Source organism: Cupriavidus sp. BIS7, assembly GCF_000292345.1.
Lineage (GTDB): Bacteria > Pseudomonadota > Gammaproteobacteria > Burkholderiales > Burkholderiaceae > Cupriavidus.
Window position 1 is genome coordinate 1 of the sequence record NZ_ALOU01000051.1, and the last position, 25,815, is coordinate 25,815.

The window sequence follows — 25,815 nt, forward strand, 5'->3', positions numbered from 1 at the left end:
ACGTTGTGGGAGAGGGGAGCAAGACAAGCACTCAGTTGTTCAGCATCCACTTAATTTCCCTTCCCTCCCGCCGTTAAAACGCGTGGGAAGCTTCAGTAGCGTCTCTTCCCCAACGTGGTAGAGCAATGCGGCCGGGCCGACGGGCTCGCCGGCCTTGCCGCATTTTTTTCTGACTGAACCGGCGCAGGCTGCCGGTGCGGAGTACCCAGATGTCCCTTCCCGTTGCCACGCTGGTGACCGGCGCCAGTTCCGGAATCGGCCGTGCCATTGCAGAAATGCTGCTCGCCGATGGCGTGACCCGTGTGATCAATGTCGACTACGCAGAGCCGGCCTGGTCGCACCCGAACATGGCCTTCTTCCAGGCTGACCTGACCAATGCCGATGCCACGCGCGTGGTGGCGGCAAAGGTGGCTTCGCAGTTCGCCGTGACGCGGCTTGTCAATAATGCCGGCGCCACGCGTCCCGGCACGGCGGATACGGCCACGGTGGAGGACCTCGATTACGTCGTGGGCCTGACGTTGCAGGCCACGATGCTGCTGACGCAAGCCTGCCTGCCCGCGATGCGCGCGGCCGGTTTTGGCCGCATCGTCAACATGGCCTCGCGCGCGGCGCTGGGCAAGCCCGAGCGCGTGGTGTATTCCGCGGTCAAGGCCGGGCTGGTTGGCATGACCCGAACGCTGGCGATGGAGCTGGGCGGCGACGGCATTACCGTCAACGCCGTGGCACCGGGTCCCATCGCCACCGAGCTGTTCCGCCGGAGCAATCCGGAGGGCAGCGAACAGACACGGCGCATTCTGGCAAGCATCGCCGTGAAACGAATGGGAACGCCGGAAGACGTGGCGCGTGCCTCGCTGTTCTTCCTTGCGCCCGAGAATGGTTTCGTGACGGGACAGGTCCTGTACGTCTGCGGCGGAACCACGCTGGGTGTGGCACCCGTATAAAAAATGCCCGTCCCACAGGCACGGGACGGAACTGCGATTCAAAGCATTGCGTCCGCGGTGTTCATACCGACTGAACGCGGACGTGCATCTATTCCTGGAGTACAAGATGAGCATCACCAAGCAACCGTCGAAGGTGCGCAGACACTTGCTGGCCGCCGGCGTGGCACTGGCCGCAGGCTTCGCGGCCATGACCGGCGCGCAGGCGCAGGGCAACTACCCGACCAAGCCGATCACGATGATCGTTCCGTTCTCGGCCGGTGGCACCACCGACATCCTGGCCCGCATCGTCAGCCTGCAACTGGGCAAGGCCCTTGGCCAGTCGGTAGTGGTCGACAACCGTCCGGGCGCGGGCGGCAACATTGGCGCTTCGCTGGCCGCAAAGGCTCCGGGCGACGGCTACACGCTGTTCATGGGCACCATCGGCACGCATGCGATCAACCAGTCGCTGTACACGAAGCTGCCGTACGACCCGGTCAAGGACTTCGCGCCGATCACGCGCGTGGCCATGGTCCCGAACATCGTCGTGGTGAACCCGAAGGTGCCGGTCAACAACATCAAGGAACTGATCGCCTACGTGAAGGCGAACCCGGACAAGCTGTCGTACGGTTCGTCGGGCAGCGGTTCGTCGATGCACCTGTCTGGTGAACTGTTCAACTCGATGACGGGCCTGCATATCCAGCACATCCCGTACAAGGGCAGCGCCCCGGCCGTGAACGACCTGCTGGGCAACCAGATCGGCCTGATGTTCGACAACATGCCCTCGTCCTATCCGCACGTGAAGGCCGGCAAGCTGCGCGCGATCGCGGTGACCTCGGGCAAGCGCTCGCCGGCGCTGCCGAACGTGCCGACCGTGGCCGAATCGGGCGTGCCGGGCTATGAGGCAACGTCGTGGTTCGCGCTGTACGCCACGGCAGGAACGCCGCAGCCGGTCGTCGATCGCCTGAACGCCGAGGTGGTGAAGATACTGGCCATGCCGGAAGTGAAGAAGCAGATGGCCGAACAGGGTGCCGAACCGCATCCGGAAAAGCCGGCCGAACTGTCTGCCTTCATGAAGACCGAGGCCGCCAAGTGGGCCAAGGTGGTGAAGGCTTCGGGCGCCACGGTGGACTGATCGTCCGGACTGGCAGCCGTAAAAAACCGGCCAGCGGGCTTGTGTCCGCTGGCCGGTTTTCTTTTGTCCGGTTTTGTCTTGGCCACTCGAAGCTGCCGGCGAGACAAAGAAAAGCCCGCGATTGTGTCGCGGGCCAAATCCCAGATCCTTGGGGGACTGGAGGAGACAGCTTGCTGCCAGGCGGAAACGTCAGGCGAGGCTGTACTTCACCACCTGCTCTTCAACGCCGACAAACCGTACCAGCTGCCGCAGGCCGCTGGCGTATTCCTTGATGTGGTGGCCTTCCGGGGTATCGGGCAGCCGATAGTAGATCGGGGCCGCTCCAGCGCGCGCGCGGGCGATGGCGGCAGGCGTTGCCACCTCGCCCGCAGTGGCGTCTGCGGCCGGATCCGGTCTTGCGTTCATAGACAACTCCAGGGAAACGCACGGCGCGGAACGTTGGGCCGGTAGCGGAAAGGCGTGCACGTGCGGATGGCAATGTCTGGAATGTATTGCAGGTTGTCGGAAAATGCCATTTCGATTTTTTTACATCAGTATCGGGACAATTGACTAATTTGTCACAAATCGGAATCTTTCTGCGTTCGCTGCCACATGGACGGCTTCGGCGCGCTGTTCCTTTTGTTGCCCATTAGTGGTTAACGGCATGACTCGGCGTGACTTGCGCGCTACCATAGCGCCACCTGCCCGCAACGGTGTGCGTGACCAGCAACCTCCATGCCAGCGAGTCCATCGCATCCATCGGCCGAATGTCCACCCAACACGCTCTCCTGATTTCCCTGATCGAAAAACCGTCCTCCGGCTACGACCTCGCGCGCCGGTTCGACAAGTCGATCGGCTATTTCTGGCACGCCACCCACCAGCAGATCTACCGGGAACTGGGCCGCATGGCCGAACTGGGCTGGATTGCCGCTGACGAGGCGCTGTCGGACGTGGAGGGAGCGGAAAAGAAAGGCCGCAAGAAGGTGTACCGCGTGCTGGCCGCCGGGCATGACGAACTCGTGCGGTGGGTGGTGGCGCCTGGCCACGGGCTGGATCAGCGTGAGGAAATCCTGGTCAAGCTGCGTGCCGACGCCGCAATCGGGCCGCTTGGGCTGGACAAGGAAATGGCGCGCCTGATCGCGTTGCACGAGGCGCGGCTGGAAACCTATCGCGGTATCGAGCGCAAGGATTTCTCGGGCCGGCTGGACCGCCGGCAGCAGATCCAGTACGCGCTGCTTCAGCGCGGCATCCGTTTTCAGGAAGACTGGCTGGTATGGGGACGGTCGCTGCTGCCTTTGCTCGCGGCGGAGCCTGCCGGCAGCAGCGACTGATCGACTGATCGCGGTATTTACGCCAGATTGGCGGCGCGCGCCGCGGCGGCCGGTTCGGCCAGGCCCAGACGGCGGCGTGCGAGCGCGTACTCTTCCACAAAGCGGCGTACCAGTTCGGCGGCCGGCACCACGCGCTTGATCGCGCCGACACCCTGCCCGGCACCCCAGATGTCCTTCCACGCCTTCGCGCTGCCCGAGCCGAAGTTCATTTTCGACGCATCGGAGGTCGGCAGTGCATCCGGATCGAGCCCGGCGCGCACGATGCTGTCGCGCAGGTAGTTGCCGTGCACGCCCGTGAACAGGTTGGAATAGACGATGTCGTTGGCGGAACTGTCGACGATCATCTGCTTGTAGGCTTCCTGGGCATTGGCCTCGTGCGTGGCGATGAACGCCGAGCCGATATAGGCCAGGTCCGCGCCGGCGGCCTGCGCGGCCAGCACGGCGTTGCCGCTGGCAATTGCCCCCGACAGCAGCAGCGGGCCATCGAACCATTCGCGAATTTCATGCAGCAGCGGGAACGGCGACAGCGTGCCGGCATGGCCGCCAGCGCCAGCCGCCACGGCGATCAGGCCGTCCGCGCCCTTGTCGATCGCCTTGCGCGCAAAGGTGTTGTTGATGATGTCGTGCAGCACGATCCCGCCATAGGAATGTACGGCGTCATTGACCTCAACCCGCGCGCCCAGCGAGGTGATGACGATGGGCACCTTGTAGCGCACGCACAGTTCCAGGTCATGTTCGAGCCGGTCGTTGGACTTGTGAACGATCTGGTTGACCGCGAAAGGCGCGGCGGGGCGGTCAGGGTGCTTTGCGTCGTGTTCGCCCAGTTCGGTCGTGATCCGGTCCAGCCATTCCTCAAGCTTCTCCGCCGGACGCGCGTTCAGCGCCGGAAACGAACCAACCACGCCGGCCTTGCACTGCGCGATCACGAGGTCAGGATTGGAAATGATGAACAGCGGCGAGCAGACAGCCGGCAGCGACAGGTTTTGTAGCAGGGCAGGAAGGGCCATGACAGGATCTCCGGTCAGCGGTTTCGGGTGAATTTGCGAAACTGGTTTCGAAACGTATTTATGCAACTGGTTGCATAGTGGTTGGCAAGGTATCACGCGATTGGCCGTCTGTGCAACTGCTTGGCCGTGGGTGTTGGCGTCCGCCAGTGGCCCATTGTCTACAATGAGCGCATTGCCTTACATGCCAAGCGGGAGAGCGTTAGTGACCACCCACATAAGTGCCGATGCCGGCACAGGAAAAGCTGGCCCGGCCGGCGCCGCTGATCTTGGTGACCTGTTCGATGCCGACCTGGCTGCGTGGTACGAGCATCCGGAGCGCGCATTCGATGGCTGGCTTGCCCGACATGGGTTCCGGCCCGGTACGGCCGTGGTGTACCGGGCCATGTGGGGCAAGGTACTGCGCTGGTCAGGTGAGCGAGGACTGACACCGCTGGGGTGGTCGGCGGCCCAGATCGCGGAATTCCTCGATGCCCAGAATCTGCACAAGCGTCACCGTTATCGCTACGCGCGATTGATCGAGCGCGTGTTCCATCATCTGTCGCTGCTTCAGCAGAATCTGCACAACCCCGCCAGCCAGGCAGTCAAGGCGCGCCTGGCCGAAGGCGAGAATGATCCAACGGCTTTCCTGCTACCCGGCGAGCGTGACCTGCTGGTCGCCCGCATCCTGGCACCGGAACCCGAGCCGATTCCCGTAGACCCGCGTGCCTCGGACCTGCCCGATATTTCGCCAACCCGGTGGAAGCGCGCCCGGGATATCGCGCTGCTGGCCGTGCTGCTCGGCGGCGGGCTGAAAGTGGCGGAGGCCCGGGCGCTGCAGGTGGAAGCGATCGACGGCAAGGACGCCGGTGCGATGTCGATTCGCATGGTCCGGACGGACAACGGGCGCACGCACACGGTGCCGCTGTTCGGCTTTGCCCATGCGCCGTTGCGCTACTGGCTGAGCATGCGTGAGGCGTCAGAGACACTTGGTGGCCTCGTGTTTCCGGCCATGGCAAACGGCAGGGCCATGCATGCGGCGTCCGTGTACCGCCGCGTCGAGATTCTCCTTGAGGAAGCCGGGGTTCTGGCGAGCCGTAGTGAGAGGGCATCCCCACAGACTTTGCGCAACACCTGTGGCGCAATGCATTTCGATGCAGGGACGCCGCCGGCGGCGGTGGCGCAACTGCTGGGCATGCGTGATCTGGAGTCGGGATGGCGGTTGCGGGCCGCGTATGAGGCGTGGCAGGCACGCGCGGGGTTGCCGGCCACGGCCAAACCTGTGCCGCGCACGGGAGTCTGAAGAATATCGCGGCCTTAGCGATGCACGGTTATGATGGCCGCCCGTTCGACGGCCGATCGTCGCAAAGCAAATCCTGAACTCGGAAATTTCTCATGGCTGAGACCCTACTGCTGACTGGCGCAACCGGGTATATCGCGTCCCATACCTGGGTGGCGTTGCATGAAGCGGGCTACAACGTGATCGGGCTCGATAATCTGGTCAATAGCAATGCCGAGGTTGTGAACCGGCTCGCAAGGATTACCGGCAAGACCCCGCATTTCGTGGAGGGTGACGTGCGTGACCGGGCGCTGCTGGACCGGCTGTTTGCCGAGCACGCAATCGCGGGAGTGATCCATTTCGCGGCCCTGAAAGCCGTGGGGGAGTCGGTCAGCCAGCCGCTCGAATATTACGGAAACAATCTCGACGGGCTGATCACGCTGTGCACGGCGATGCAGTCGGCCGGCGTCCGGCAATTGGTGTTCAGTTCCTCCGCCACGGTGTATGGCAATCCGCATACGGTGCCGATCCTCGAGAATTTCCCGTTGTCGGCCACCAATCCCTATGGGCAGACCAAGCTAATGGGCGAGCAGATCCTTCGTGATCTGGAAATCTCCGATCCGGAATGGCGAATTGCTTTCCTGAGATATTTCAATCCGGTGGGCGCGCACGAAAGTGGGTGGATTGGCGAAGACCCGGGTGGAATTCCGAACAATCTGATGCCGTATGTGGCGCAGGTGGCCGCCGGCAGGCGCAAGACGCTCAGCATTTATGGCGGGGATTACCCCACCGTGGACGGCACCGGGGTGCGTGACTATATCCACGTCTGCGACCTGGCCGACGGCCATGTGGCGGCGCTGGCCTACCTTGGCAAGCACCGGAGCGGACTGACGGTGAATCTCGGAACGGGCCGCGGATACAGTGTTCTGGAGGTAGTGAAGGCATACGAACGTGCGAGCGGGCGCCCGGTGCCTTACCAGATCGTTGCGCGCCGTCCGGGCGATATCGCCGCGTGTTACGCCGATCCGTCGCTGGCCAATGAGTTGCTTGGCTGGCGTGCGCAACGTGACCTCGACCGCATGTGCGCTGACTCCTGGCGCTGGCAGTCCATGAATCCGATGGGTTTCGCGGCCTGAGAAACTGCTTTGCCCCATTTCAGGGCGGCCTTCTATTTCGAAAGGCAACTGGCAACAAAAAACCGGGCGATGTGCCCGGTTTCTTTTTTCCGATGGATCGATTGGTCGAATCGGTCAGCGAATCAGGAAATCTTCCATCGACTTGCCGCTGGCCAGCGCCTGCGTCAGCCAGCCCGGACGCTTGCCACGGCCGGTCCAGGTATTGCCGGCGCTATCACGGTAACGGACCGGCACCTTGCGGCTGACGGCCTTCTTGCCCGCCACCACTTTTCCGCCAAAACCGAGGTCGTCGGCTGTCAGGCCATATTGTTCGATTTTCTCGCGAATATCGGCGATCACCGAGGCTTGCTCGCGCGCCTTGATCTCTTCCGCCTGCTTTTGCAGTTCGCTGATTTTCTGAACGATTTCCTGATATGTCGCCATTTGTGTCCTCGGTTTTACTGTTGGTCCATGTATCGACGAAATGAATTATAACGACTGAAGTCGCCGCTGCAAATCCCTTGGCCCGAAATGGACAAAATTTGCGAAAAGTCTCACATCGAAATAATCCATGAACTTTCCAAGTCGGCACCGGTCATCCGCGCAATTCCGGCAGCCGCAAACCGCGTCATGCCGCTGCAGCCAACCCGCATAAACGTGACAAACAGGAAAAATATGGTTTCCGCGGTTGCGATATTGCCGCGAACGTGTACGACGACACGTGGTATTCAGCAGACGCTGAAACAAACGGCGCATGTAAGAAGTTTCTCATTTCAAATGAAAGCTAAATGAAAGTATGTGCCGAGCATGTCACGAATAATCCGGGCAGATCGTTGTGCGTCAATCGTCATTCCGGAAGCGCATTCGCTGATTGCCTCAAGGATGTTTGCGCGGTGGCCGTTATGGATTCCTGAGCAGACCGTACGGGGTGTCGGCCTGCCGGACCGGGGCGTTGGGTGGCTTCGGGTTATCTCCAAATGATGAGCACATCATGTCCTTTCACCAGAATATCCAGATCAAGACCCTTCTACGGGGCGCAATGGCGATGCTCGCTGCAATCCTGCTGCTGGTGGGCGGGGCCGGTCTGTTTGGTATCTCCCAATCCAACGATGCGCTGAAGGAGACCTACTCCAATCAGATGGCGTCGTCCCAGGCGCTTTCCGAATCGATGCTCGGCTCCACGCGCCTGCGACTGGCGCTGGACCGCGGCGTGATGCGGGGCACCGAGAATGAGGACCTGAAGAAGTACGTCGATCGCTCCAATGTGTTTGTCGAGTCTTCCAACAAGGGCTGGAAGGACTACATGGCGCTGCCGCAGAACGACGAGGAGAAAGCGTTGGCCACGGCGCTGGGCGCCCGGCGACAGGACTTCTTCGAGAAGGGCGCCATGCCGCTGCAACAGGCGATGCTGGCTGGCAACCACGAGGAGGCGCTGCGTCTGGCGCGCGATGTCATGCCAGACCTGCAACGCGCCATGGCCACGGCCAGCGACAAGCTCGAGAAATTCCAGCTCGATACCGGCAAGGCCAACTTCGAAGGCGCGCAGTCGCGCTTCGAGACGATCCGCATGATGTCGATCGCGCTGATCGCGCTGGGCATCGTGATTGCCATTGCGGCTACAGTCATGCTCCACCGCGCCATCGTGCGGCCTGTGGAGGAAGCGCTGGATGTGTTCGAGCGCATGACGCGTGGCGATCTGACGTCGCGCATCTCTAGCATGTCGAAGAACGAGATCGGCCGCATGATGCAGGCGCTGGCCAAAATGCAGGATAGCCTCTCGGGCATCGTCGCCGAAGTGCGCGGCGGCACCGATTCGATAGCGTCCGCCACGCAGCAGATCGCGGCGGGCAACACGGACCTCTCGCAGCGCACAGAGGAGCAGGCGGCATCGCTTGAGCAGACCGCCGCGAGCATGGAAGAGTTGACCACCGTCGTGCGCCAGAACGCCGACAACGCGCGCCAGGCCGGTGCGCTGGCCGGCGAAGCCTCGCAGATCGCCATGAAGGGCGGTGACGTGGTGGGCCGCGTCGTGGATACGATGAACGAGATCAATGGCGCGTCGCGCAAGGTTGTCGAGATCATCGGCGTGATCGAAGGCATCGCGTTCCAGACCAACATCCTCGCGCTGAATGCCGCCGTGGAAGCCGCGCGTGCCGGCGAGCAGGGCCGTGGGTTTGCCGTGGTGGCCGGCGAGGTGCGCAGCCTGGCGCAGCGCAGTGCCAACGCCGCCAAGGAGATCGAGGCGCTGATCAGCGAGTCCGGCCAGCGTGTGGAGAGCGGCACCCGGCTCGTGGCCGAAGCGGGCCAGACCATGGGCGAGATCGTCCAGTCCGTACGGCGCGTGACGGACATCATGAACGAGATCAGTGCCGCATCGCAGGAGCAGACCGGCGGCATCGAACAGGTGAACCAGGCCGTGGCCCAGATGGATCAGGTTACGCAGCAGAACGCCGCCCTGGTGGAAGAAGCTGCCGCAGCCGCCGGCGCGCTGGAGGAGCAGGCGCAGCGGCTCAAGGGCGTGGTTTCGGTATTCACGCTCGCGTCCGATGGTGCCGCCTCACGTGGCGGCATGGTTGCGCCGCGTCCGGAACCTTCGCTTGCCACGGTACCGAAGGCCGAACACAAGCCCACGGCCTTGCCCGCCCCCGCCGTAGCCCGCCGCGCGGTGGAACGCACCGAGCGCGCACCGGCAGTCCCCGCTACGCGGCGGCCGCCGGTCGTGCGCAAACCGCGCGACAGCCAGCTCTTGCGTCCGTCACTGAGCCAGCCCGCCACCGCAGCGGCCGGCGATGACAACTGGGCAGCCTTCTGAAAATTCCGGCCAATTGATAAGGAGCTAGCGCTTCACGGTTCACGCGGCATCCACAAGATGCCATGATGCGGGCTTTTGTTCGACCCGCATCATGGCGTTTTCGGCGCCCCCGCATTTCCATACCGCGAAAACCCAATGACTGCCACGAGTTCCAGCCTCTTGCTGCTCGCAGCCCTGCTCGGCGTCGCCGCTGCGGTGGGCCTGCGCGCGGAAAAAACGGAAGGGGAGCCGGGGCGCAAGGCCGTCTGGTCACTGACATGGCCAACCACGCTGATGTCGCATGCCACACTCGGCATGCCGTTGTGGGTGGTGCTTGCTTCCGGCACGCTGACCGCTGCCAACGACAGCGCGCAACTGGCGCTCACGTTCGCCGCGACGATGGCGGCCAGCATGGCTGCGTTGCAACTGTTCGGGTCGACCGCGCATTGGCTGGGCCGGAACTTGCGCAGTTCGCGCATGGCCGTTGCCGTGGCGATGCTGGCAGGCGCCGGTCTGGTTGCCGTCGCCGGCGCCCGACTCGGGCGAGCGTGCGGCGCTGCCACCATGACGGCCCGCACCTGTATCGACGCCGCCGACATGTCGGGCGCCGTCTGGCTGGCCGGCGGGCTGGCGCTCCTGTGCACCGCGTTGTTCGCCATGCATCGCGCCCAGTCGCGCGGATGGCTGCCCGGGCAGCCGGAAACGGCTCCCGCTGACGATGCTGCCGACGACAGCACGTTCTCACATGCGATCCGCACGGGCGATGGGCGCATCGTGCGCCGCGGGCCGGGCCGCGTCCCGGGCCTGACCGTACGCCCTGCCGGCAGCGGGCAGCAGCCCGTTGGGGAATACAGCGTCAGCACGGACCTGCCCGACCGTTCGGCGTTTGCCCGCTGGCTGGACCAAAGTATTGCGAATGCGCGTCTGACCGAGACGGGCTGTGCAGTGCTGCTGATTCATATCGCGGACTATCGTGAGGTAGATGAAGTGTTCGAAGTCCGCGCCGATGACATCCTGGCGCAGGACGCGGGCGCGCTGGCCCAGGCCGCACTGGAGCCGCACGATTTCCTGGCGCGGCTGGCGCGCGACGAATTCGCCGTTGGCGTGCCCAATCTCGTGCAGCACAGCCGCGCGCACGAACTGGGGTCCCGTGTGCTGGGGTCGCTGGCCGAGTTTGTCGAAGCGCGCGGCCTGCAGATGCAGATCGGCGTGAACATCGGCATCGCGATCTATCCGCGCGACGCCGCGACTTCCGAGGCGCTGATCCAGGCCGCGCGTGTCAGCCTGTCCGAAGCGCGCGAAAGCGGTTCCAATCAGGTGCGCGTGTTCAACTCCGCCGCTGGCGAGCGTGCGCGCCGCACCCGCGTGATCCGGCGCGATCTCTGGCCGGCCATCCAGGACGACGGCCTTTCGCTGATGTACCAGCCCAAGTTCGACGTGAAGTCGCGCCGCGTGGTGGGGGCCGAAGCGCTCTGCCGCTGGCGCCATCCCACGCTGGGGGCGGTCAATACCGCGGAGTTCATCATGGTGGCCGAGCAGTCGGGGCAGATCGACAAGCTCGACGACTGGGTGATCTCGCGCGTCTGCGGGCAGGTGCGGCGCTGGCAGGATGCCGGGCTGCCGGTGGTGCCGGTGGCCATCAATGTGTCGGGCACGCGCTTCGCGAGCCGCAACTTTCCGCAGTACCTGCTCGAACATATCCATCAGTACGACATCCCGCCCTCGGCCATCACGCTCGAGATCACCGAGACCGCGGCGATGAAGGACATCGGCAAATCGCTGGAGACGCTTGCGGAACTGCAATCGCTCGGCATCCACGTGGCACTTGACGACTTCGGCAGCGGCTACTCGAGCCTTGGCTATCTGAAGCGGCTGCGCGTGGGTACGCTCAAGATCGACCGCACGCTGATCGGCGGGCTCGATGCCGACGCGCAAGGCCGGGCGATCGTCGGCTCGATGGTGGCGCTGGCGCACGAGTTGCGCATGAAGGTGGTGGCCGAGGGGGTCGAGTCCGCATCGCAACTGGAGATCCTCGACGCAATGGGCTGCGATGAAGTGCAGGGCTACTTCATGTCGGTGCCGATCGACGCGTCCGGGTTTGCCGACATGCTGCACGCCGGGCAACCGCTGACTGTTTGATAGCCGAAAGCCGAATGCCCGGCTTCGTTATTCATTTCTTTTCAATCAGAACCATGAAATTCTGATATCAGTTTCAGGTTTCTGCTATTTCCTCCGCACCACTTGGTAGTTGACGATCTCGCACGTCGGGCACATGACGATTCGCCCGACGACAGACAACGTGACTACCAAGGTATTCCAGATGGCGGAAGCATTCGATGGCGGCAGGAAAGCGGTAACGGGACGGCAAACGTATTACCTTGACGTGCCCAGTACACCGAGTGCCATCGGGCTCTCGGTTGTGTCGTTCGAGGCGGCGGAGCGCATGGGTGAGCCCTACAAGGTCACCATTCGGCTGACGCATCCGCTGGAACTTGCGCGATCCGATTACCTGAAGAAGGACGCCTCGTTCGCCATCGACGCCAGCGATGGCACCCAACCCCGCCGCTTCTCGGGCTGCATCACCCGTTTCTCGAAGCTCAAAACCACCAGCGACTTCTGCTCCTATGAAATGGAGTTGCGGCCGAAGGTGGCATTGCTGTCCCTGACCAAAACGAGCCGCGTCTACCAGAACAAGACAGCGCCGCAGATCATCGAAGCCATCCTGCGTCGCCACGGCCTGGAGGGCCACCAGTTCGCTTTCAAGACCCGCCGCCAGTACCGCGAGCACAAGTTCCGGCTGCAGTATCAAATGTCGGATTGGGACTACATCCGCCTGTTGATGGAGCAGGAGGGCCTGTATTGCTACTTCGTGCCAGGCAAGTTCGGGCACCACCTTGGCGATCTGCTCGTCTTCGGCGACGACATCGATCACTACGTCTACCAGCCGCAGCGGGTCGTGCTGTACCGCGAGACAGCCGGCCTGGAGTCGGGCGTCGAGACGGTTTTCGACCTCCAGGTCCATGCGCGAACCGTGCAGGAGTCATTCCGGACGGCCGAGTACAACCCTGCAGATTCGTATGAACGCAAGGCCGCGGAGGCTAATGTCGCGCGCCAGGAAAAGGGCAACTACGGCCAGTCCTACGTCTACGGCACCGATCATCCGGACTTTCAGAGCGCGAAGTGGGAAGCGCAGCTGCGCCATGAGGCGGCGCTGGCAGGGCAACTCATCTACGAGGGCGAAAGCAACGTCCTGGAACTGCACCCAGCACGCATCCTGCGCATGGACCTCGCATTGCCCGATGCGCCAAACGGCCTGGTCATCACCGAGGTCATTCATATCGGCGCGCGTGACCAGGCCTATCGCAACACCTTCAAGGCCATCCCGATGGATCGGCGCTTCCGTCTGCCAATCGACGAAAGCAAATGGCCACGCATTGCGGGAACCTTGAGCGGGCGAGTGACTTCGCCGGGCAATTACAAGTACGCCTACCTGACGCAGCAGGGCCTTTATGTCGTGCGTTTCGATCTCGACTTCGATGAGTGGCCCAAGGGCGGCGAAAGTGTTCCGCTGCGCTTTGCGAAGCCGTTCGCCGGGGCGAGACAGACCGGCTTCCACTTCCCCCTGATCGACGGAACCGAGGTGGCCATCGCCTTCCGGGACGGGGACCCGAACAAGCCGTATATCGCTCATGCCCTGCATCACAGCCAGCACGAGGATCTGGTTACCAGCCAGGATCGCTGGCTCTCGCGCAATGTTATTCGCACGCAAGCGAACAACAAGCTGCGTTTCGAGGACTGGGAGGGTCAGGAAGGCGTCAAGCTGTCCACGGAATACGGCGGCAAGACGCAACTGAACCTCGGCCATCTCGTTGACCGCAAGCGCAAGAAGCGCGGCGATGGCTTCGAATTGCGCACGTCCGGGTGGGGCGCATTCCGTGGCGGCAAGGGGATGTTCATCTCGGCGGACGACCAGCCGAACGCCGACGGTCAGCAACTCGACATGCAAGAGGCCGAAGCCACACTGCGGCAAGCAATGGACATGCAGCGCTCGCTGAATGACTCGGCAAATGCGGCGAAGGCCTGGCTCGCAGAAATTGATCGGCAACGCGCGCTGGTCGAGCAGTGCCTGGTGGGCCTGAAGAAGCCCGCGATTCTCGCCAATGCCCCGGAGGGTGTGGGTATCGCCAGCGGCAAGGACATGCAACTGGCCGCGCGCAAGCAGATGTTCGTGACGGCTGGCGAGGGCCTCGACATTGGCGTTTTCAAGCGTATTACCGCAGCGGCTGGCGAGGCCATCTCGCTCTTTGCCGCAAGGCTTGGCATCCGCATCTTCGCCGCGAAAGGCAAGGTCCAAGTTCAGGCCCAGGGCGATGACCTGGAATTGATGGCGCTTAAGAACGTCGTGATCAGCTCGTCGTCGGGCGAAGTCACGATTACCGCGTCCAAAGGCATCACGCTCGGCGACGGATCGGGAGCCTACGTGAAGATCGCCAACGGAACGATCGAACTGGCCAGCCCGAGCGGCAAGATCGACGCGAAGGGCAATCTCAAAATCGATGACCCGGCCGGTGGCAGCTTTGCCTTCCCCAAATGGTCCAGTTTGCCTGTCAAGGACATCAGGCGCGACATGAACTTCGGTTTCTCAGAATAAGCACAGCATGGCAAATTCCACACCGAACAAGGCCCCCGACACGCGTGTCAGGCAGCTTCCCTTTGCCTTTCCGTTCCGGAGAAAAGGCGAAGGGAACGCGGCAGGCAAGGATATTTCTGACGAGCATGAATTCCATGCGCTGCTGAAAAAGGAAGCGTCAGGGAACTACTCCGTCAGTGCCAAGGGTCTGTGGCATGGCGGCATCCATATTTCGGAAGGTGGCGCGGGGACGGTTCTGGATCTGAAGCACGGCGTACGCTGCATCGCGGATGGCGAGGTGGTGGCCTTCCGCGTCAATCGCACCTATCTGGCAAGCCAGATGCCAGCACAGGACGACCAGCCCGCCCGCGAGGCGCGCTACAGCACCGGCTTCGCCCTGGTGCGCCATACCATGGAATTCCCCACGGACAACAAGCTGACGTTCTTCAGCCTGTACATGCACCTGCAGGATCTCGCAGACTACGACAGCGACAAGACGCTCCCCAGGCCCGCGTACTGGACACCAGATTTCAAGGTCACGCAGTTCGCCCGCGACAAGCCAACTGGCGGCCGGACCGGCGCCACCCCGTCAAGCCAGGTGGGGCTCAGGGTGCGCGCTACACACCCGCGTGGAACCCCGCTGTGCATCCTGCCGCACGGGGCGCAGGTCAGCATCAGCAAGCGCAAGGGGAACTGGGGCCAGATCACGGACACCCATGGTGCGCAACTGATTCCCCCAGCGGTGGGTGGCTACGCACCGACCGCCGCAATCGGCGGGTGGATGTTCCTGGGCAAGGAAGACGGCCATCCCGTGGCAGAAGCCGTCGTGCCGGATGCCATGCTGGACCGCGTGGTCACGCTTGCCAAACCGGTGCCGATCAAGGCGGGCGACCTGATCGGCCATCTCGGGCGCTATGACTCGCTGAATCAGCGAGCCGAAACCCGCATGGTGCACATCGAGGCGTTCTGCGGCGATGGGATCAAGACCTTCATCGAGCAGGGCCGGGACTGGGTGGAGAATCGTGGCTTCCGTCCAGAAGCATGGAAGCCATTGGGGCTGCCGAGCGAGCCCACCATTCTGCGCGTTGCCAGGAACACCAGGCTGTACAGGGTGCCCTTCAACGAGGGAGAAGATCTACCGCTGACAGATGTCATCCAGATTGCCGCGCTTGCCACGCTGGGAAAGAACCCTGAGAACAAACGTGACGAAACCGTAGCGGGTAGTGATGGGAAGAAGCGCACGTGGTGGCATGTCCAGAGCGCGGATGTGCACGGCCATGACATTGAAGGCTGGGTGCGGCAGGAAAACTTTGCAGGCGGCCGGGTGACGCTGGAGCATCCGCAATCCTGGATCGACTTCGAGTGTCTGGACGACTCGCACGATCCAACGCACACGATGTTTGGGACGACGAAGGCCTACGTCGATTACTCGCTGGGCGAGGATGTGCCGGCACCCGCCGACATGAAAAAGCTCAATCCGTTGATGGCGAAGATCTATCGCGCCATCTACCAGAGGGGAGATGGCAGCCAGGCCGCCGACGAGTTGCGCATGATCACGGATGACCCGTGGCGCGCCATGCGCGTATCTCGCCTGATCATCAAGCACGAGAGTGAATGGGCCAATCCGGGCAAGTGGCGGCAGCTTATCCAGCTTATCCAGGAGGGAGAGAAGCGGACGGAACCGCAGCCGCAGTATGTCGAAGAACAGAAGCGTATCGAGGAGCTGGTCTGGTGGGACGACGTGAAGTCAGGGGTGAGCGATTTGCCGGGGTCGGATGTGTTTCATATGCACCCGGTGGCGTTAGTGGGGAACTTCCTCATGAGCAGGGATGAATGTGCTTGTGGTTGCTGTTTTGTAAGCAAATTCTCAGTAACCCGCGCGGGATCTCAATATGGTCCGGTGTACTGGGGGGATCGCCCGTTGGAACGATCAAAGCTCCTAGAAGAGCTCACATTGAGAAAGGAAATCTCCGATAGCGAACGCCGCATATTGGTCGCCATGTCGCCAAATGAAGGAAATTTAGACTCGGTTCAATCATATGACAGTGAAATTGTGACTGCCGGAGCGATGCAAAAAACCATCAATCCAACCGGCGGCGGAGAACTGCCGACCCAGGTTGCGGCCTTTCGGAGTAACGATGAGGAAGCATATATACAACTCTTCGAAAAATGCGGATGGAGTGTCGAAGGGAGAGGGAGCCAAGCCAAGATGTTTTATACCCACCCGGTCATCACAAATGGTAACAAAATTACGGGAAGCGAGCTAAAGTCGATTATTAGGCAGGGATGCTCTCCGGAAACGTATCGTCAAAAAATCGGAAGCGTTCCGCTCGCTGTTATTGTGAGCGCCATTACGGACAAGCGTTATGAGCGGCTCCAGTTAATGGATTTTTTAACAAGGTTGCGGAACGATATTCTACCGCAGACCCCACGAGGGTATGACTATACCATCGGCAGCTATTTCCAATCTGATCTTGGACGCGCCACAGCGCTTGATCACCACATAAATCGCCCTGGTTACGTCCGAAATGATATTGGAGCAGCCTTAAAGCGTTTCTTCAATAGTTACCCGACCGCCCCCGCCAACCCGGCTGAGTGGGGCGAAAGGCGTCAAAGCTACGAAGCGACAATTATCGAGGACTACGGGAATAATCGCCGGATGGCAGTTGTTAATGGTCAACCTGTTGCGCCGGGTCGCTATCGTGCCATGAAATCAAGACTCAATTAGTAGGGAATATCGGATGAATAATATTCTACTATTCATGCTTGGCGTGACGATTTCGCTGACACCAATCACTCATGCGATCGGAGAAACTGTCACCTTCAAAGCGGGCTCTAAGTTGGTGTTTTCTGATCACACCAAAGCCAGTGGCGCAGGCGAGCTTGGAGTTGGGTGGAAACAAGCGGATTTTGCCAAGCCAAATGGCGAAACCATTCCCATGTTCCCAACAGAGAAGCTCAGAAAAAATGGGGGGGTAGTGTTTTCCGGGCCGGATGACGTTCAAATTTCACCATCAGGGAGATTTGCCGTCTTTTTTGTCGATAGGATTGGAGTCTTGTCTCCTGCTAATAATGCGCCACAAATATCCGTTGAAAGTAGGCAGTACTGCCCTGTGCTGGATACTCAATCAGGCTGCATTAAGAGTAATTTGACCGGTCAAATGTGTGGTGGGGAATGGGACTCAAAAGAAGACCTATGGAAGGTCGACAGTCAGGCCGACACGCCGGGAGACACACAGGCCATGCTGCATGGCGCCTCTATCAATGCGGCTGACATCTGGAGCAAATACGTGCATGCAAAGAGTTCAAATTCTAAATTGAAATTAGCGAGTCTAATCGCTGATAGTCAAGGGATTCAAAATGTCATGGCGTGCGATCCTCCAAGTGCCGATAATGAAGATTATTACATAAAAATTAAATCTCAGTTAATAATCGAAAAAGATCACGCTTCATTGGATTACATAAATACATGTGCCAACGTTAATGGTGAGCAAGATTTTCCTCCATTGAGCATAAATGGCGGAACAGTCTGCTTCGTTCGGGAGCCGGTATTGGACCCTAAGTCGGGAGCGCCAGTCGGCGCTGATTCGATCGCTTTGTATTATGTGGCCAGCGGGTGGAGTAATCCTGTGAAGGCAGAAGGGCGGGGATTGCTTTACGATGATACGCCAGGAAAAATCGTTGACGCCTTTTCATTGAATGTTGGTCACGGGGAAAAGATCGTCGTAATCCATTACATGGATGTGCGAAACTCGCTCGCAGAACAAAATTCGTCGGGTAAGTTCTACTCTGTGGATGTTTTCGAATCGATAGGGGGCGCCCTTCGTCGTGATGAGCGAATTTCTGATTGGTTTGGGTCTGGCTACAGCTTTATTTCAGATGGGTCGAGGTTGCTCTATAAATTTCCTTACCTATCGAGAAAAGATGTTCTACTGGCCGTGGATTCTCCTTTCGCCATTCTGATGACTGAGGATGCCGATATTTATGTTAGGTTGAAATTTAGAAGTTATCTATTTGATCTGCCAAATATTATCGATAAGACTAGGAAATATCTAATCAAAGGGGATCAGGCTACTGTAAACAAAGCTTCGGCCGGATGGTGCAGAGTTATTTACTCCGGGGGGGTGAGGCCCCTTGAGATGTGGTTGATGTGCAGTGCGCTTGACGTTGATTCGCGACCGAAGAAGGCAAATTAGTGTTCTATTAATGTCGAGCAATTCAAAGCTAGCTTACGAAGGCGACAAAACCAGTCGCGACGTATTCCAGATGGCGGAAGCATTCGATGGCGGCAGGAAAGCGGTAACGGGACGGAAAACTTATTGGCGTGTTCTGCGGAGTAAGTAATGAAAAATAGATGCGCATGCCTCATTCCCGCATTTCTTATCATTGGGGGTCACATAAATTTGTGCTTTGCTGCGGATGGTCTTTGCTCCGATAGTGAGTCGGCACTTTTTAATTGCGCGCTCGCCTCAAAATTTTCATCGCTGTGCGGGTCGAAGAGCAACGGTACCCTAACGTATCGACACGGGACAAAAGAAAGTATTGACATGGAGGTGTCCGACCCGGGGCAGCAGCGCGGGCGCGTTTTCTATTTTAGCAACACGCCATATGCGGGTGGAGGGGAGGCTCATATTAGATTTTCAGAGGGTAAATATACTTACTTTCTTTACGATAAAACGATAAGAACCGAAAATGGGCATGATTTTTCTGCTGGGGTAGTTGTTTATCGAGATAAGGTGAAAGTATCCAATAAAGTTTGCGATAACGATGCCTCGATACGAGAAAATGCATATTCAAATTTAACAAAAGAAGAATATGAGGATATAAAGTCAAAGTAACATATGAAGGCGACAAAACCATCTCGAACAAGTCTTGAGGTTGCCATCTTGAAGAATGCAACTTTGACGTTTCAGAAGCCAAGTGCTGCGCCGTTTCGAGGCGACTCGGCTAGCGTTCATGCTGTTTGTATCGGCGCTATGTTTGCCACGGCCATGCTGCTGACGAGCCCTACTTTCGCCGCGCCGCAGTCCACGCTCCGCTTTGCTTTGCCGGGTGGTGCAGCCATTCTCTATAGCAAGGCCGCGAACCCTCAAGACCCATTACCAGAACGTGCTTGGCACAAGGCAGTTTTCTATTTTCCGAACGGAGCGGCGTTCGGTCTGTTGCCGAGAAGTGGAGAATCGAATGCGGGCGGCGGCACACAAATGGAACCGCCGAGCGACGGCAATATTTCGCCGTCCGGTCAGTACGTTGTCATCGCGCGAGACGAACAGGGGACAGTATCGACGGGGCCTGGGCAGGCGGAGTCCATACTGGGTCGGGAGTACTGTTCCATGATTGAGATACGCACGGGATGTATTACCGCCGATCAAACTGGTGAGATATGTGGAGCGGGCTGGCAGACTGGTCAGCGTGAGCAGTGGGGAACGGACGAGCAGACGTACATGATACTGAAGCGGGACCGTCCATCGGTAAGTCGCCTTCTGCGCGCTATTGGTACCGGGCAACCTGCGCAACTCGTCATCGCCGACGATTCCGGTGCCGACAATGTCTTGCGTTGTGATCCACTTTCATCGGCCAATCGTGCGTCTTATCGAAAGGTTGCGGCCGTCTTGTATGCGGCCGGTGCACACAATGATGCACGCTTGATCGACGTTGCACTTTCAAAAGCCGATATCAGTTCCGCTGTTACACCAACGTCGGTAGCCGGGGAAATCGAGTATCGAACCGCAACCGTGTCGGTGCAGAAAGCGATGCTCTATACCTTGCCAGATGATGGTCACGCGAGTCGGGCCTATCTGGTCCAGAATGATACGGTAAAGGTGTTGAAACAATCCCCGCCCGGCTGGGCCTATGTGGACTACGTCAACGCCGCCGGCAACCATTTGCTTAGATGGATCAAAGCCGACCAACTTGCGATTGTGCCGTGACGTCGCGCAAGTATCTTACAACCGGGTTGCCCCTCTCTTGGGCCTTTCGACGGAGGCGGCTTAATGGTGTTTTCGCCAAAATAGTATGTGGCCTGTTAATGTCGCTCACTACATCAGCCTATGCTGTTGCCGGAGACACCGTTGCATGCCCTGTTTTATCACCTAAGAACGGGGTTTTCTCCGCTGATCAAATTTACAGAGATTCACTGATCGCGATCGAAAATGGCGGCGAGGATTACCCTGTCATCGTTTCGCTATTTCTTCCGAGTGATGGATATTGCAAAAAATACGTCGTTGCGAAATATTCCCACGAAGGAGTGGATCCGGTTGTTGATTCCTTGTTTTTTGAGAAAATAGATGATCAAGTGAACCTGATCACAATCGTCCATTGGGCTGTAAATCATCGCGGTATTGGTACCTTCGGTAATATTTATCAAGTGTATGCCTATAAGAGAGGCGGTCAGACCGGGGCGCTTGTGGAAAACACTGAAATTACGAACAACAGCGTGATGACTGGGATGGATGGATATGACAATGGTAGGCCAATTACATTCAAATATAAAACGGCCGGTGCCACAAGAAAACTTCTCAAGAAAATAAAATAGGCGATTTAATCATGTCAAATTTGGCTTACGAAGGCGACAAAACCACCCACGGCGGCGTGATCCTGACGGGTTCCGACCGCATCACGGTCAAGGGTCGACGTGCGGCACGCCAGGGCGACCTCGTGTCATGTCCCATCCATGGCGAAAACCGTATTCTTGGCGGTACGACGCGGATGACCGACGGCGGCGTTCCCCTTGCCCGCGATGGCGACGTGACCGAGTGCGGGAGCGTCCTGATTGCCACCACGACTGGCGCGACGGTCCGGTAGATGCCGATTGATTTTGAGAGGGTGCCGCCCCGGGTACCTGTGCCGTCACCGCCGCGCCTGTCGCCCATCCTGTGGGCGATCGTGCTGGTTGCGATTGTTGGGGTGGGTGCCGGGCTGACCGTCGTGCTTTGGCCGAAGGGCGCGTCCTCGAACACGCTTTGGTTCTGGTGCTGTGCTGTCTTCTTTCCAGTCCTCGTCTGGATACTCTCGCTGAGTGTATCGCTCGGAATCGGCTATGCGCGGCGCGCTGAAGCCATGGCGATCAATCTTGTCAGCGATCGCTTCGAGCAGGAATGTCACACGCAGGCAAGCCAGCCGCTGGTTGTGCTCGGGCACGCATGGTGCTTTGCCGCTCAGGATGAGGACAACAATGCCGAGGGGGTGGTCAACGGCCGCCTGCAACTGGGCTCCCGACCTAGCGGGGCGCAGCCCGGCACCGCTGTCATTGCGCGCTGGCTGGAAGTGCCAGGCATGTCGTTCCAACCCGGCAACGGACGTGTCGAGCACGATCGGCACCAGGCCGTCAGTCACTGGCTCCTGGATCGGCTGGTGGATCGCATCGGTGGTGGTCTGGCGGCACTGCCCGCCCGTACGGTGCTGCGCGTGGAATTGTGCTCCCATTGCCTGGCGGAAGCCGCCGAGGTACAGGCCCATCTGCAGGAACGCATTCTGGCCAAGGCGCCCACTCTTCAGGTCAAGGTCAAGCTCAACGAGAGCGCGGATCACTTCTCGCTGTTTCGTGCGGATGACTGGCACGATCAGATCAAGCCTCGCGAAGCCCGCTTGTTTTTGGCAATTCAGTTACGCAAGGCCGTCAGCGAGCTGCTGCGGGATGGCCTTGCCGAATCCGGGGTGGCCCTGTTGGTCGCGCAGCCAGGCACCGTGCGCAATCCGCCGCCCTTGTGCCTCCACCGCCCGGCCAAGGGTAAGGCCGACGGCAAGCGCGAGCCTTATGAACTGGCAGTGCGCTGGTGCGGAGCCGATGCAGCGCAGGTGCGCACGATCTGGAGCCACTCGCTGTCCGAAGACCTGACGCATCCGGTCAAATCCTGGCCCCAGTTCAGCCATGACGTACGGTGGGTGGATGTTTGCTCGTCCGTGGGCAATTGCGATGGTGCTGGCGCCTGGCTCGCCACTGCACTTGCCCTGGAACATGCGCGGCTGACCGGCAGTCCCCAACTCGTCCTTTCCCAGCAAGGCGATGACCTGATCGGTCTTGCATGCACGACATCAACATGAACGAATACAAGTCCCAGCCCGTCGCACTCTGGTTCGGCATTGCCGTCGTCGCCATTTTTGTGGGCCTGATGGTGGCCGCTTTCGCCAACGGGCCGGAGATCGGATGGACAGGCCATAAGTTGGTGGCGATCGAATTGGGCCTGCTTTCCGCCTGTTTCCTGCTGCTGCTCTTTGTACGGTTCTTCGAGGCTGTGCTGCTCAAGATCGCCTCGATGAAAGCCGTCCGATGGGCGCTGTCCTACGACAAGAACAAACAGGCACAAGGTGGCGCGGCGTCAACCGCCGAATCGCAAGCGCAGGCCCGTGCCTTGCGCGAAGCCCTTCGCTCGATGCATGGATCGCGTTGGCGCTATCGCCAGCCATGGCTGCTGCTGACCGGCAACGATAACCTGATCGGCCGGCTGGTGCCCGAGCTTGCCGAGTCCGGCTGGAGGATCACTCCGGATGCCGTCCTGCTCGGGGGCAAGGCCAACGCCGACGACCAGACCGATGCGTCCTGGCTCCGACAGGTCTACAAGCTGCGACGCCGCCGACCGGTGGATGCAGTGCTTCTTGTGAACGATGGCACCAAGGACGTGACGGCAGAACGTCGTGGATTCCATGACGGCATCCAACTGACCCGCATCACCGACACATTACGGTGGTCTGCTCCCGTCTATGCGCTCGATGTCGTGCAATCCGATCAGGTTGCCGGCAGCGATACGCCCTTGATCGCGTGCGAAACGCCGCGACAGGCCAATGCCGCAGCGATTAGCGCACAGTTGCAGACCTTGCGCGACCAGATCGCACAACGTAGCCTGGCGAGCCTGCCTCAGCAAGGCCGGGAGCGGTACCTGGGACAGCTGTCTCAGAAGTTGGATACCCGGTCGGAGGCACTGGCCAACTGGCTTGGCAGACTGATATCCGGTCAACACCGACGCCCCATGATTCGGGGCATTCTATTTGCCCCATGTCACGGCCCAGCGACTGCTAGTTCTGTCACCGAGCTGCCGCTCTGGCATTACGTAACGGAAGCAGTCAGGCGTGTGCCCGGACGCCGGACGGTGTCGCATCCGGTCACCATCTTTACGGCTCTTGCGCTGATTGGGGTCGCGCTTTGGACCGCCGGCATGCTCATCTCCGGCCTGCGCAATGAACACGATCTCCGCACCGCGCAGCAGGCAATGCACGACCTCCAGTCCGCCCCCGACGCCGCCGCACGCCTGAAAGCCCTGGACTCGCTGCAACAGCAGATCCAGCGCTACGAGTACCGCATCCAGCACCATGCACCGATTTTTACGCGCTTCGGCCTGAATCGTGACGAGGAGGTGCTGGCTGCACTGTGGAAGCCCTACGCCAAGGCCAGCCGCGACATCCTGGTGACGCCGGTGGTGCAGGATCTCGAGGCCACGCTGGGCGATCTGTCGCAGTTGCAGACCAGCGGCCTGAGCGACGAGACCAGCAAATGGGCGCTGGAGGGCCGCAACACGCTCAAGGCCTACCTGATGCTGGCGCATCCGGAGCGGGTGGAATCGACCTTCCTGGCGCAGCAACTGGTGCAGCACTGGTCCACCGACGCGAGGATCACCCCGGGACAGAAGCAGGACCTGGCCGAGCGCTTCGCCAGATTCCATGCCGAGCATCTGAAGTCCAATCCGGACTGGCGTATCGAAGCCCGGCCCGAGCTCGTGGGCGGCGCGCGCCAGACGCTGCTGGCGGTGATTGGCGAGCGTAATGCGGTCGATACGATCTATCAGCACGTGCTCGATGGCGCCGGCCACAAGTACCCCGACCAGACACTGGCATCGCTGACGGTCGGCACGGACCCGCGTGGGCTGGTGCGCGCCGCCGCCATCGTGCCCGGCGTCTTTACCCGGCAGGCATACGAGGGCTACGTGGAAGGCGCCATCGACAAGGCCGCGAAGCGTCAGGATGTGGCCAATGACTGGGTGCTCACCGACGGCCAGCCGCAACAGGCACCATCGAGGACGAGCGAGTCGGCCGAGGATCTGCGCCGCACGTTGACGGAGCGGTACTTTGCCGACTATGCCGAGCACTGGCAGCAGTTCATGAACGGGATGCAGTGGGAGCCAGCCGCAACCTTGCCCGGCGTCGTCGACCAGCTCAAGCTGATGGCCGATGCGCGCCAGTCGCCCGTGATCGCGCTGATGAAGTCGCTCGAATACCAGGGCGGCGCCGGCGTGCGCAAGGATTCGCTCGCCGAAACCCTCGTGGCCAAGACCCAGGGCATCCTGGGCAGGAAGGACGATACCCCTGACGCCGCCAGGCCCGATCCGGCCGGGCCGCTCGCGGCGGCCTTCGGTCCGGTGCTGCGGCTCGCGGGTCAGTCCGGGCAGGGTGGTGCAGGCAACAGCGAGCTGAGCCTGCAACGCTACCTGGACCGTGTCACCGCGGTGCGACTGCGCCTGCAGCAGATAACCAACAGCGCTGATGCCGATATGCAGGCGCGGCGGATTGCCCAGTCGCTGTTCCAGGGCAAGGGGTCGGATCTGGCAGACACCCATGCCTACGCCCAGCTCATGGCCGCGAGCCTCGGTGCCGAATGGGCCGGCATGGGCGATGTGCTGTTCGTGCGCCCGATTGCCCAGGCCGAGCAAGCCGTGCTGCAGCCCGCGCAGGCAAGCCTGAACGAGGCGTGGCGGCAGTCCATCGCGCTGCCGTGGAACCGAGCCTTCGCCAGTCGCTACCCGTTCGCCAATACGGCCAACGACGTATCCTTGCCGGAACTGGCGCGCCATATCCGCCCGCAAAGTGGCCTGATCAACGCCTTCCTCATGGCCGAACTGGCCGGCGTGCTGGTGCTGCAAGGCGACAGGTGGGTGCCCGTCGGCAGCGGCACGCAGGGGCTGACCTTCGATCCGGCCTTCCTCAAGTTCATCAACACGTTGCAGCGCGTTGGTGCCCACCTGCTGGTGCAGGGTGGTCCTCAGTACCGGTTTGAACTCAAGCCGATCCCGACCCCCGGTCTGACCGACACGTTGCTGACGATCGACAGCCAGAAGCTGCACTATTACAACCAGCGCGAGACCTGGCACGCCATGACCTGGCCATCGAACAACCTGCAGGAGCCTCGCACGCTGCTGCAATGGCAGACGCAGACCGCGGGCACGAACAAGAACTATGAGACCGAAGGCGTCTGGGCCTGGGTGCGCATGCTCGAGCGTGCGCGAGTGACGCCCGTCGATAGCGCGATCGTCCAGTTGACGTTCCAGGCCGTCCCCGACTCGGCTGGCACGCGGCCGGGCATGGGCAACAGCCCGCCCGCAGACGAGGCGGACGGTGCAGACAGCCCCGAAAGCCTGTTGCCACGTGCCGCGCGGCTTGCGGCGCCCGCCCACATGGTCTATCCGATCCGCTACCAGATGCGCGCCGCCGTTGGCCGCGGGCCGCTGGAGATGCTGGAACTGCGCAACCTGCGGATGCCTCAGCGGATCTTCGTGGGCAGAGAACCGCAGACCCAGGCCCGAACCGCGCCAAGTCATCGCAAGTGAATTGGTGAAGCAGGCTAAAGCCCGCGTAAATCGTGCCGATATGCCAGCATCGGGGCGCGCCGCGCGCATCGGGCTCGCCCCTGCCCACGCCGGCCTGTCCGTCGCCGGCCGCCTTGCCATG

19 protein-coding genes are annotated in these 25,815 nt (G+C 60.7%); 16 read left to right on the forward strand and 3 right to left on the reverse strand.

The window, feature by feature from the left end; all coding sequences use genetic code 11:
• Window positions 1–209 precede the first annotated feature (209 nt).
• The gene (locus tag B552_RS0118600; RefSeq protein ID WP_019450561.1) at window positions 210–941 is read left to right on the forward strand and encodes an SDR family oxidoreductase; all 732 of its coding nucleotides are present in this window, start codon (window positions 210–212) and stop codon (window positions 939–941) included.
• Window positions 942–1,047: 106 nt separating this feature from the next.
• Window positions 1,048–2,052: a tripartite tricarboxylate transporter substrate binding protein gene (locus B552_RS0118605; RefSeq protein ID WP_019450562.1), complete on the forward strand. Its 1,005-nt coding sequence runs from the start codon at window positions 1,048–1,050 to the stop codon at window positions 2,050–2,052.
• Window positions 2,053–2,241: 189 nt separating this feature from the next.
• On the opposite strand, the gene B552_RS0118610 is transcribed toward B552_RS0118605, so the two are convergent.
• Window positions 2,242–2,457 (reverse strand): hypothetical protein, encoded by a 216-nt coding sequence (locus B552_RS0118610; protein WP_019450563.1) that lies wholly within the window; start codon window positions 2,455–2,457, stop codon window positions 2,242–2,244.
• Window positions 2,458–2,798: 341 nt separating this feature from the next.
• Here B552_RS0118610 and B552_RS0118615 point away from each other — a divergent pair, with 341 nt between their 5' ends.
• The gene (locus tag B552_RS0118615; RefSeq protein ID WP_026035803.1) at window positions 2,799–3,362 is read left to right on the forward strand and encodes a PadR family transcriptional regulator; all 564 of its coding nucleotides are present in this window, start codon (window positions 2,799–2,801) and stop codon (window positions 3,360–3,362) included.
• 17 nt (window positions 3,363–3,379) lie between these two features.
• Here the strand turns inward: B552_RS0118615 and B552_RS0118620 are convergent, their stop codons facing one another.
• Window positions 3,380–4,369 (reverse strand): nitronate monooxygenase family protein, encoded by a 990-nt coding sequence (locus tag B552_RS0118620; RefSeq protein WP_019450565.1) that lies wholly within the window; start codon window positions 4,367–4,369, stop codon window positions 3,380–3,382.
• Window positions 4,370–4,583: 214 nt separating this feature from the next.
• Here B552_RS0118620 and B552_RS0118625 point away from each other — a divergent pair, with 214 nt between their 5' ends.
• Both B552_RS0118625 and galE read left to right on the forward strand, forming a co-directional pair.
• On the forward strand, window positions 4,584–5,648 hold the full coding sequence (locus tag B552_RS0118625; protein WP_051003588.1) for a tyrosine-type recombinase/integrase: 1,065 nt from the start codon (window positions 4,584–4,586) through the stop codon (window positions 5,646–5,648).
• 92 nt (window positions 5,649–5,740) lie between these two features.
• Window positions 5,741–6,760 (forward strand): UDP-glucose 4-epimerase GalE, encoded by a 1,020-nt coding sequence (galE, locus tag B552_RS0118630; protein WP_019450567.1) that lies wholly within the window; start codon window positions 5,741–5,743, stop codon window positions 6,758–6,760.
• 114 nt (window positions 6,761–6,874) lie between these two features.
• Here galE and B552_RS0118635 read toward each other — a convergent pair whose 3' ends face one another.
• Window positions 6,875–7,183: an H-NS histone family protein gene (locus B552_RS0118635; protein WP_019450568.1), complete on the reverse strand. Its 309-nt coding sequence runs from the start codon at window positions 7,181–7,183 to the stop codon at window positions 6,875–6,877.
• 547 nt (window positions 7,184–7,730) lie between these two features.
• On the opposite strand from B552_RS0118635, the gene B552_RS0118640 reads away from it, so the two are divergent.
• The 11 genes from B552_RS0118640 to B552_RS0118675 all read left to right on the forward strand — a co-directional run bounded on the left by B552_RS0118640 (window position 7,731) and on the right by B552_RS0118675 (window position 25,694).
• Complete coding sequence (locus tag B552_RS0118640) at window positions 7,731–9,551, forward strand: methyl-accepting chemotaxis protein (protein ID WP_019450569.1); 1,821 nt, start codon at window positions 7,731–7,733, stop codon at window positions 9,549–9,551.
• Window positions 9,552–9,686: 135 nt separating this feature from the next.
• Window positions 9,687–11,669: a bifunctional diguanylate cyclase/phosphodiesterase gene (locus B552_RS0118645; protein WP_019450570.1), complete on the forward strand. Its 1,983-nt coding sequence runs from the start codon at window positions 9,687–9,689 to the stop codon at window positions 11,667–11,669.
• 181 nt (window positions 11,670–11,850) lie between these two features.
• On the forward strand, window positions 11,851–14,181 hold the full coding sequence (vgrG, locus tag B552_RS0118650; protein WP_035880060.1) for a type VI secretion system Vgr family protein: 2,331 nt from the start codon (window positions 11,851–11,853) through the stop codon (window positions 14,179–14,181).
• A 7-nt stretch (window positions 14,182–14,188) separates the two neighbouring features.
• Window positions 14,189–16,888, forward strand: a complete 2,700-nt coding sequence (locus B552_RS27715; protein WP_019450572.1) for a hypothetical protein — start codon at window positions 14,189–14,191, stop codon at window positions 16,886–16,888.
• Window positions 16,889–16,901: 13 nt separating this feature from the next.
• Window positions 16,902–18,356 (forward strand): hypothetical protein, encoded by a 1,455-nt coding sequence (locus tag B552_RS28925; protein WP_157160297.1) that lies wholly within the window; start codon window positions 16,902–16,904, stop codon window positions 18,354–18,356.
• 351 nt (window positions 18,357–18,707) lie between these two features.
• Window positions 18,708–18,998: a hypothetical protein gene (locus tag B552_RS28930; RefSeq protein WP_157160298.1), complete on the forward strand. Its 291-nt coding sequence runs from the start codon at window positions 18,708–18,710 to the stop codon at window positions 18,996–18,998.
• Window positions 18,999–19,001: 3 nt separating this feature from the next.
• Window positions 19,002–20,090, forward strand: coding sequence for a hypothetical protein (locus B552_RS0118660; protein ID WP_162137620.1), 1,089 nt, complete (start codon window positions 19,002–19,004; stop codon window positions 20,088–20,090).
• Window positions 20,091–20,188: 98 nt separating this feature from the next.
• On the forward strand, window positions 20,189–20,695 hold the full coding sequence (locus B552_RS28935; RefSeq protein WP_157160300.1) for a hypothetical protein: 507 nt from the start codon (window positions 20,189–20,191) through the stop codon (window positions 20,693–20,695).
• 11 nt (window positions 20,696–20,706) lie between these two features.
• Entirely contained in the window at window positions 20,707–20,964 is a 258-nt protein-coding gene (locus B552_RS0118665; protein ID WP_019450574.1) for a PAAR domain-containing protein, read from the forward strand.
• Window positions 20,965–22,203 (forward strand): hypothetical protein, encoded by a 1,239-nt coding sequence (locus tag B552_RS0118670; protein ID WP_026035805.1) that lies wholly within the window; start codon window positions 20,965–20,967, stop codon window positions 22,201–22,203.
• Window positions 22,200–25,694 carry an ImcF-related family protein gene (locus tag B552_RS0118675; RefSeq protein ID WP_157160302.1) on the forward strand — a complete coding sequence of 1,165 codons (3,495 nt, stop codon included), beginning with the start codon at window positions 22,200–22,202 and terminating at the stop codon, window positions 25,692–25,694. Before B552_RS0118670 ends, B552_RS0118675 begins: the two co-directional genes overlap by 4 nt.
• The last annotated feature ends 121 nt before the right edge of the window (window positions 25,695–25,815 follow it).

Coding starts and splice junctions, on each gene's coding strand:
- B552_RS0118675 (WP_157160302.1), top strand. CDS start 22,200: ATGAACGAATACAAGTCCCAGCCCGTCGCACTCTGGTTCGGCATTGCC.
- B552_RS27715 (WP_019450572.1), top strand. CDS start 14,189: ATGGCAAATTCCACACCGAACAAGGCCCCCGACACGCGTGTCAGGCAG.
- B552_RS0118665 (WP_019450574.1), top strand. CDS start 20,707: ATGTCAAATTTGGCTTACGAAGGCGACAAAACCACCCACGGCGGCGTG.
- B552_RS0118600 (WP_019450561.1), top strand. CDS start 210: ATGTCCCTTCCCGTTGCCACGCTGGTGACCGGCGCCAGTTCCGGAATC.
- B552_RS0118660 (WP_162137620.1), top strand. CDS start 19,002: ATGAAGGCGACAAAACCATCTCGAACAAGTCTTGAGGTTGCCATCTTG.
- B552_RS28930 (WP_157160298.1), top strand. CDS start 18,708: ATGGAGGTGTCCGACCCGGGGCAGCAGCGCGGGCGCGTTTTCTATTTT.
- B552_RS0118615 (WP_026035803.1), top strand. CDS start 2,799: ATGTCCACCCAACACGCTCTCCTGATTTCCCTGATCGAAAAACCGTCC.
- B552_RS0118620 (WP_019450565.1), bottom strand. CDS start 4,369: ATGGCCCTTCCTGCCCTGCTACAAAACCTGTCGCTGCCGGCTGTCTGC.
- B552_RS28925 (WP_157160297.1), top strand. CDS start 16,902: ATGAATAATATTCTACTATTCATGCTTGGCGTGACGATTTCGCTGACA.
- B552_RS0118635 (WP_019450568.1), bottom strand. CDS start 7,183: ATGGCGACATATCAGGAAATCGTTCAGAAAATCAGCGAACTGCAAAAG.
- B552_RS28935 (WP_157160300.1), top strand. CDS start 20,189: ATGTCGCTCACTACATCAGCCTATGCTGTTGCCGGAGACACCGTTGCA.
- B552_RS0118670 (WP_026035805.1), top strand. CDS start 20,965: ATGCCGATTGATTTTGAGAGGGTGCCGCCCCGGGTACCTGTGCCGTCA.
- B552_RS0118645 (WP_019450570.1), top strand. CDS start 9,687: ATGACTGCCACGAGTTCCAGCCTCTTGCTGCTCGCAGCCCTGCTCGGC.
- galE (WP_019450567.1), top strand. CDS start 5,741: ATGGCTGAGACCCTACTGCTGACTGGCGCAACCGGGTATATCGCGTCC.
- vgrG (WP_035880060.1), top strand. CDS start 11,851: ATGGCGGAAGCATTCGATGGCGGCAGGAAAGCGGTAACGGGACGGCAA.
- B552_RS0118605 (WP_019450562.1), top strand. CDS start 1,048: ATGAGCATCACCAAGCAACCGTCGAAGGTGCGCAGACACTTGCTGGCC.
- B552_RS0118640 (WP_019450569.1), top strand. CDS start 7,731: ATGTCCTTTCACCAGAATATCCAGATCAAGACCCTTCTACGGGGCGCA.
- B552_RS0118610 (WP_019450563.1), bottom strand. CDS start 2,457: ATGAACGCAAGACCGGATCCGGCCGCAGACGCCACTGCGGGCGAGGTG.